Source organism: Mesorhizobium sp. M7A.F.Ca.US.002.01.1.1, from assembly GCF_004022955.1.
GTDB classification, from domain to species: domain Bacteria; phylum Pseudomonadota; class Alphaproteobacteria; order Rhizobiales; family Rhizobiaceae; genus Mesorhizobium; species Mesorhizobium ciceri.
Genome location: NZ_RZQE01000003.1, coordinates 57,187 through 65,025 on the forward strand (window position 1 = coordinate 57,187; position 7,839 = coordinate 65,025).

Below are 7,839 nucleotides of genomic sequence, written 5' to 3' on the forward strand. Positions count from 1 at the left end.
TTTTGGGTTTGAGGATCGCCGACGCTTCCGTCATGCCATTTTGCCCTCGGGCGAACACAAACATTCCGACGATTATGGTGGCTGAGAAATTGGCCGACACAACCTTGAGAGACGGCAGACGGAGCTAGGCCAGGCGGCATGTACATTCTGCCGGAGCGCTGCCGCAATGTGGTGTTCACCGAGCCGCTTGCTAAGTTCACCGAAGCCCTGCTCATGCCGAATGGCAATCCCAAAAGACCAGCACTCCTTTGACGATATTCGTGATAAGGGCCTAACGCTGGTCACCACCGCCGGTTCCGACACGGTCACGACCGCCAAAGACGCGGGCATTCCGGAGGATCGTGTCATGCAGGTCGCCGGCCAGGCCGAATTCTTGCAGGCAGTGAAGGTCGGCCGCGCGGCGGCGGGGTCGCTAAACTACTTCACGGTAAGGAGCTCGCTGACAAGGTCGACAGCGTTGAAATGGCAGATCCGTTCACCCCGCCGGCTGGGAAGGCCGGCTACCCAAGTCTCGCCTTCCTGCCCAATCAGCAGGCGGTCGATGCCTTCAACGAGGTATTGAATACTTATATCGGCTCCGACCAAATGATGCAGTCGGTCAAAATACGGCTACACCAAAATCAATCTGCCGGACGGCACCAAGACCGGCGACCTGTGCAAGGGTTGAAATCTTGCGGGGAATGCCACCCATGCACCTAAAAGGCTCCCGGCCGCAGTGGCTGGGCGACGACAGAGCAAAGTGACAAGACGCGAGGCTCCGGGGTGCCGATTTCCGGTATTCAGACGAGATAGTTCGGCAACGTGGCATGTGAGGCTGCTACGCTCAGGAGTGAGCAATGGCAGTCCATCTCGCATGTCGCAATGCCGACCTGATGCCCCTCCTTTTGCCGAGGAACCGATGATCACCAAGCATCGCGTATCGGTTGATGGTGTCGAGACATCGTACTGCGAGAACGGAGCTGGTAGGCCGATTGTTTTCCTGCAGGGGGCGGGCTTCCGTGCAGAGGCTAAGAGTTCCTTTGTTCGGCAGCTGAACGGGCTATCCGATCAATTTACGGTAGTAGCGATTGATCAACTCCATTTTGGGGGAACGGATTATCCTGCTGACTGCAAATACATTAACCGGCTCGGTCGTGTGAATCATGTAATTAGCTTCCTCCAACAACTGGGTTTGAAGCAGATCACGCTAGTCGGCCATTCAGAAGGATCATTCGTCGACGCGCGGGTCGCGATCGTGCGTCCCGATCTTGTTTCTAAGCTTGTCCTGCTGACCGCTAACTCCGTGTCGCCGGCGTTCGGAGATGACCGTGACGAAGCTTGGCTGGAGGCCTGCCGGCAGGCTTACGGCTGTTCCGGCCCGATGCCGAGCGAAGAGGAATACATCACCGCACGGCGGAAAAGCTGCCGCGCCCACGGGCAGGATGTGGAATGCGCCGAGCGAGAAGCCTATCGGCGGGCCGCGGCTCGGGGACAATGGGAGATCTGGCAGAGATTGCCGGAAGACGAGACAAACCTGCATCGTTATCCACTGCTGCAGCAGAAGTATATCTTCCCCTACCTTGATCAGCTTCAGGCCCAGACGTTGATCATCTGGTCCAAGAACGACCCTACCGCGACGCCGGAGCAAGGGATCAACCTGGCGAAGCTGATCAGGAATTCAGATTTCCATCTGCTCAATAATGCCGGCGATTCCGTCCAGGTTGATCCGGAGCGAAGCCGTGAACAGACTCATCCGTCAATGGCACGAATGATCAACTGTGACGGGAACAATGCTCGGGCCAGCGTCTCCGAGGCGAATCTCTCAGCGGCGTGTCGCATACGACGAACTTGTGCCCTGCCATGGCAACAAGGGCATAGCCCAGGCGGTGGCGCCCATCCAACCGGGCAGGGCAGGAGTCATGCAAGACGTGGTGTGCCTCAGTTGGCCATACCACAGCTCGCGATTGTTCACTTCCAACGAACCACGGGGATGACGGAAATGTGCGTATGCACCCAAAAATCACCGAATTTCTGCGAATAACTTGCATTTCTCGCACAAAGCACCACAGCTGCGCTGCTACGCTCACGAAGCATGCACAAGTGGCGTAGCAAAGGATCGACTGGAGGAATCTATACCTAAGTGGGGACCCTGCAGCTCACACGATGATGGGAACCGCCGGACTACAAGCTCAACAAATGATGCAATGGTCTTTTCCCGAGGCATATCGGGAGACCATCGGCGATGCGAAAACGGAGGACTAACCAGTGGTCAAGTGGAAACTCGACGAATGCTTTAAGGCTGCAATCTTGAAGAGGATTGCCGCGCTCGGCCTGGCGGCGATGACAATCTCGTCCTTTGCCGGTTCGGCCTCGGCGGAGTCGCTGCTCGATAAGATTAAGAACGGAGAAACGATCCGTCTTGGCTTCACCAATGAGCCTCCCAGTGCCTATCCTGGTGCGAACAACGAGCCGCTTGGCCTGGTCAATGTGATGACACTGGACGTTCTGAGAAAGATGGGAACGACCAAAATCGAGCCGGTCGTAACCGATTGGGGTTCCCTTGTCCCGGGCCTCCAGGCTGGTCGCTTTGACATCATCACGGGCGGCATGTGGATTAAGCCGGAGCGGTGCCGCAACGTCCTGTTCAGCGAACCGATCGCATCGAGCAATGATTCGATGATCGTGCCGAAGGGCAATCCGGAAGCGCTGCATTCCCTCCATGACGCTCAGAAGAAGGGGCTTACCCTGGCCATCATGACGGGTACCACCGCAGTCGAGCAGGCGAAGAAATTAGGTTTCCCTGACGACAAGGTTATGCAGGTCGCCGGACCGCCCGAGGTCGTACAGGCTGTAAAGGCCGGCCGCGCCGCTGCCGGCTCGCTCTATAGTCTGAACGCGACGACTCTTGCCGAGCAGGATCCCAGCATTGAGGTGGCTGACCCGTATACCCCGCCGGGACCGAATGAACATCCCGCCATAGCCTTCCCGCTCAGCGAACAGGCTGCGGTAGACGCGTTCAATGCTGTGTTGAAAGACTATATTGGCTCTGACGAAATGATGGCCGCGGTCGGCAAATATGGTTACACCAAACGCGATCTCCCGGATGGCAGCAAGACCGCTGATCTTTGCAAGGGCTGAAGCTATGCGTCTGACCGCTCCCCGGCCCTTGGCCGGTAGGCGGTCAGTGGGGAGGGCATATGAGTAAGGTCGATCTCAGCTTTATCTTTGCCGTGCTCACCAAGGGCGTCATGACTACGGTCATCGTCACTCTTGGCGCCTGCGTCGTAGCGATCGTCCTTGGGCTTTTCGTGGGCCTGACCCGAGTCTCTCCCCGTCGGCAGTTGCGCTGGTTCAGTATCGCCTACATCGAATTCTTCCGCGGGACGTCCATGCTGGTTCAGCTCTACTGGTGGTTCTTTGTATTGCCGATTTTCGGTATTTTCCTGTCGCCGTGGACTGTCGGAATTTTGGGGATCGGAATGAATGCCTCTGGCTACGCAGCCGAGTATGTCCGCGCCGCCATTCAGGCCGTTGATAGGGGCCAGTATGAGGCATCTACAGCGCTCAATTTTTCGCGGCTCACCATGATGCGGCGTATTATCCTCCCACAGGCAATGCGCGCCATGCTGCCGACCTGGGGTAACATGCTCATCGATGTGCTTAAGGGTAGCTCGCTCGTCTTCTTCATCACCATTCCCGAATTTACTAGCGCCGCCAAGCAGGCGGCCGACGCAACTGGCGATTATATGCTGTTCTTTGCGGTTGCACTATTCGGTTATTACATCATCGCGCGCGCCCTCATCACTCCTTTCGTGCGCTGGCTGGAACGCCGCGTCTCGCGCGGTTTCGTTCGGGAGCAGGTGGCTTGAAGATCTGGGATTGGTCTTACGTATGGGAGGCTTTCCCATATCTCTATCAGGGAGCGATCGTCACCATTGAGGCTACGCTGCTCGGGTTTGCGATCGCGCTGATATTGGGTCTTGTCTTCGCGATGATTCGCCAGTCGCCAAACCGCTACGTCTCGACCACCATGGCGGAGATCGTGGAGTTTATCCGTTCAACGCCCTTGCTGCTGCAGTTGTTCTTTGTCTATTTCGTTGGTCCGCAGATCGGAATCTTCATTCCTGCCTGGACGGCGGGAGTTGGCGTGCTGGGGATCCACTATGCAGCCTATTGTTCCGAAGTCTTCCGCGGCGGCATCGAGAATGTGGATGGCGGCCAGTGGGAGGCCTGTACGGCACTAAACCTTTCGCGAACGCGGACCTGGCGAACAATCATTCTGCCGCAGGCGATCCCGCCCATGGTGCCAGCTCTGGGCAATTACTTCATCGGCATGTTCAAGGACACGCCGGTCCTGGCGGCAATCTCGATCTTCGAGATGCTGCAGCAGGCGAAAAATTTCGGGGGCAATAACTATCGATACATAGAAGCGATCACTATGTGCGGCTTCTTCTACTACGTGTTCAGCTTGGTTGCTTCCGCTATCGTGCAGTCGGTCCGCGTCTGGCTCAACCGCCGCTACCATCTGCAATAGGGAGGCCTTATACTATGAGCGAATTTGTGCTTCGCTTCGAGGACGATCTCACGAAGCGCCCTAGGGCATCAGCCAGGCGGGACGAGCTTGACCTCGATATCAGGCGCAGCGAAAAAGTCATGAACGAACCCATAGTTCGCTTCGAGAACGTCACAAAGCGCTACGGCGCGTTGACGGTGCTGGACGAACTCAATCTCGAGATCGCACGCAACGAGAAGGTGTCCATCATTGGTCCGTCCGGCTCGGGCAAGACCACCGTTCTGCGCATGCTGATGACGCTTGAGCACATCAACGGGGGGGTGATATGGGTCGACGGTGAACCGTTGACGCATACGCAGAAGAACGGCCAAATAGTGCCGGCGAGCGAGCGTCATCTCCGTCGCGTGCGTGCCAAGATCGGTATGGTGTTCCAGCACTTTAACCTGTTCCCGCATATGACTGCTCTGCAGAACTGCATGGAGGCGCCGATCTCCGTCCTTGGGCTCTCGAAGAAGGAGGCGGAGGCCCGAGCGGCAGAGCTGCTCGACTTGGTGGGCCTCGGCGACAAGAAGAACCATTTCCCGATCCAGCTTTCCGGGGGCCAGAAGCAACGCGTGGCGATCGCTCGGGCGTTGGCCATGCGGCCCAAGGTGATGCTGTTTGACGAGGTGACATCAGCGCTTGACCCGGAACTGGTTGGAGAGGTGCTCAACGTCATCCGCAAGCTCAGCGCCGAACATGACCTCACAATGCTGATGGTCACGCACCAGATGGGCTTTGCCAAGGAGTTCTCCGATCGCGTGTGCTTCTTTTCTGGCGGTAAGATTGTCGAGCAAGGCCCGCCCAGCCAGCTTTTAGGCAATCCGCAAAACGAGCGAACGCAGCAGTTTCTCAATGCGGTGCTGGAGACGAGGTGAGTTGCGGGTTGTGCCGCTAGTTGAGTTATCCCGTGGGTGGCTTCCGGGCAGGAACTGGTCCGTTCGGAGCAGGCTGCCCTGCGACGAACCTACGCGCGGTTTTTCAGGGCCGGGTTGATGTCGAGGTTACTGCCCCAGTTCATTCAGGACTGCATAACTAGGATCGTCCGGTCCAAGCCCCAGATTGGTCGAGTTAGGTAAATAGCGCTGCCCGTTCGGCAGTTGCGAGCTTGAAGATCTGATGTGCGTTCAATCTGCCATTCAGGGCATCTGGGCTCTGGAAAGTGCCCTAACACGATTGTCTGACGGCGGACGCAAACCCGGTATCCTACAGGCCCGGGGAGGGTCGCACAAGCGTTCTGCGGTTTCCCAGTTTTTACGGCTTTCATGCGAATGCACCAAAACAATGCCGACTTACTGCGCCTGGAAAGGCATGTTTCTCTGAAACAGCCGTTTCGACGCTGTTAAATTCGTGCATTCAGAGAGAACCTGTATCGCGCAGGTGATGGGCATTTGCTGCCGAAATCACCATCTTAGCTGCTTCCAGAAGAAGGATGCTTCCGTGACAACTCAACAAAGGGCCCTCGGAATTATTGGGCTGGAGATCGGACTTCCGCCTCGTGAATTTCCGCCACCGCAACCGGAGTCGGTCTTCAACCCGGCAACTTTCGACTTCCCAATTATAATAGAGACCGCGGCCGGGGCTTTGGAGGAGAGGGTCATTCCCGGTGATGCTTCTCTCGAGCCGGCCTACATTGCAGCTGCCAGGCGGTTGGTCGAGCGCGGAGCAGTCGCGATAACCGGGGACTGCGGGTTCAGTATCCGGTACCAGGCTGCAGTGGCCGCGTCTGTCGAAGTCCCGGTGGCCATGTCGAGCCTGCTACTGGCGCCCACGCTACTCCGGCAGCTTCCAGCTGACGCAAAGCTCGCCGTTGTGGCCGCAGACTCAAGACACTGCGGCAAAGAGCTGCTGGGCATAGATTCATCCGCAGAGGCAAGAGTAGTCATCGGCGGCATTGAAGGTGACGCGTGGCCGGCTGGTGTTGTTGAAATGGAGTCGGAGGTTGCAGCCTGTGTCGCGCGACTTGGCGCCGCACATCCGGGGATTGCCGCCCTCCTATTTGAATGTACATTGTTCCCGATGGTGACGTCAGCAATCCGTCGTAGGACAGGACTGCCCATCTATGACGCCGCGACCCTTTATCGGATGACATTCGCGTCCGTGGCTTGACCGCTTGGAGGCCACTATCCCAAAATATGAGCTCATGTCTGGTATGAGTTGCGGCTCGTTATTGTAACACACGTCCGCATCTTGTCGAATACTCTGTCGAGACTGGATCCTCGATTTCCGAGGTCAGGACGCGGTGCCTGAGATGCAGGTTGGATTTTTGGAACTCGTGCTGGTCGACCGTGATCCAGACGCTAAGCGGCGACCGACTTCGGCCGGAGTTGAAGCAGGGCGATCAAGGGCCACAAAAATCACTTCAGCCACCTGAGCAGGAGGGAGAAGTTGTATCCGGCGGCGGCCAGGACGGCGTTGAGGGCGTCGCCCTGCTGGCCGGCGAGGTAGTTGCGGCCCATGCGGTGTTCGTTCTTGATGTGGCCGATATGACGCTTGCCAGCGTGTGGCCGTCATAGGGATTGCCGGGCAGCGCTTTTGCATGCAGGGCGAACTGGCCGCCCTTGGAGCGCTTCAGCGTGGTGGCCACCGACACCTTCACACCGAACTCGTAGGGCATATGCGCCTTGCCCTTGCCAATGCATTCCACCTCGTGCGCGTGCAGGCTGTAGATCTTGCGGCCGCGCTGGCGCTGGCGTTGCTAGAGAACGGTGGCGGCCTGGTAGAACGGCCATTTGAAGAGCGCGTCCAGCCCCGCATCGCCGGCGATCTGGCGAGAAATGTCGCGAATGGTCCGGCCGAGATAGGTCTTGAGCCTGCGCAGCGCCTTGTTGGCCCGCTTGAACTGCTTGGCGTGGGCATAGCGCTGGTGGCTGATCAGCGCCAGCTGATAGCTCTGGCGCAAATGGAGCTCCTTCCCTCTTGGCCAGCCGCACCAGCCGTTCGCGCGCCCGGTTGATGAGCTTGGCGTCGGTCGGGAACATGACGTTCTTCGGCTGCACGGTTGTGTCGACGATCACCTGGCGCGTGTCGGCCGGCTTCATCGCCCCGGTCTTGACCGCAAGGCTGAGGCTCTCCTGCAACAGCGCCACGATCCGCTCCTCGCCCATGCGGCTGCGCCAGCGCGTCATCGACGAGAGGTCGAACGGCAGCGTATGGCAAAAGAACGTCTCGCCGGTGAGATACTGGAAGTAAGGGTTCTCCACCCAGCGCTCGCACAGCACCTCATCCGACAGGTTGAAGGTGTGCTTGAGGATCGCCAGCCCCGCCATCAGCCGGGTCGGCAGCGGCGGCATGCCGGGGCCGTCCGA

The 7,839-nt window shown here is 58.2% G+C and carries 7 protein-coding genes and 1 pseudogene; 7 read left to right on the top strand and 1 reads right to left on the bottom strand.

The features are described from left to right. Positions 1-8: 8 nt before the first annotated feature. The 7 genes from EN932_RS01115 to EN932_RS38335 all read left to right on the top strand — a co-directional run bounded on the left by EN932_RS01115 (position 9) and on the right by EN932_RS38335 (position 6,640). Positions 9-128 carry a GMC oxidoreductase gene (locus EN932_RS01115; protein WP_281034207.1) on the top strand — a complete coding sequence of 40 codons (120 nt, stop codon included), beginning with the start codon at positions 9-11 and terminating at the stop codon, positions 126-128. A 770-nt stretch (positions 129-898) separates the two neighbouring features. Then, complete coding sequence (locus tag EN932_RS01125; protein WP_063169347.1) at positions 899-2,020, top strand: alpha/beta hydrolase; 1,122 nt, start codon at positions 899-901, stop codon at positions 2,018-2,020. Between the two features lie 224 nt (positions 2,021-2,244). Next, the gene (ehuB, locus tag EN932_RS01130; protein ID WP_082826582.1) at positions 2,245-3,117 is read left to right on the top strand and encodes an ectoine/hydroxyectoine ABC transporter substrate-binding protein EhuB; all 873 of its coding nucleotides are present in this window, start codon (positions 2,245-2,247) and stop codon (positions 3,115-3,117) included. Positions 3,118-3,176: 59 nt separating this feature from the next. After that, a complete protein-coding gene (gene ehuC, locus EN932_RS01135; RefSeq protein ID WP_063169346.1) occupies positions 3,177-3,848 on the top strand; it encodes an ectoine/hydroxyectoine ABC transporter permease subunit EhuC in 672 nt (223 codons plus the stop codon). Next, positions 3,845-4,513 carry an ectoine/hydroxyectoine ABC transporter permease subunit EhuD gene (gene ehuD / locus EN932_RS01140; RefSeq protein WP_063169345.1) on the top strand — a complete coding sequence of 223 codons (669 nt, stop codon included), beginning with the start codon at positions 3,845-3,847 and terminating at the stop codon, positions 4,511-4,513. The genes ehuC and ehuD overlap by 4 nt, the downstream gene beginning before the upstream one ends. 119 nt (positions 4,514-4,632) lie before the next feature. Further along, complete coding sequence (gene ehuA / locus EN932_RS01145) at positions 4,633-5,409, top strand: ectoine/hydroxyectoine ABC transporter ATP-binding protein EhuA (protein WP_063170381.1); 777 nt, start codon at positions 4,633-4,635, stop codon at positions 5,407-5,409. A gap of 562 nt (positions 5,410-5,971) precedes the next feature. Further along, entirely contained in the window at positions 5,972-6,640 is a 669-nt protein-coding gene (locus EN932_RS38335; RefSeq protein ID WP_176477193.1) for a hypothetical protein, read from the top strand. Positions 6,641-6,888: 248 nt separating this feature from the next. On the opposite strand, the pseudogene EN932_RS01155 reads toward EN932_RS38335, so the two are convergent. Further along, a pseudogene (locus EN932_RS01155) lies at positions 6,889-7,839 on the bottom strand (IS5 family transposase); the annotation flags it as partial.

Excerpts from the sequence above, each read along its gene's own strand:
- ehuC (WP_063169346.1), top strand. The coding sequence starts at position 3,177 with ATGAGTAAGGTCGATCTCAGCTTTATCTTTGCCGTGCTCACCAAGGGC.
- EN932_RS01125 (WP_063169347.1), top strand. The coding sequence starts at position 899 with ATGATCACCAAGCATCGCGTATCGGTTGATGGTGTCGAGACATCGTAC.
- ehuA (WP_063170381.1), top strand. The coding sequence starts at position 4,633 with ATGAACGAACCCATAGTTCGCTTCGAGAACGTCACAAAGCGCTACGGC.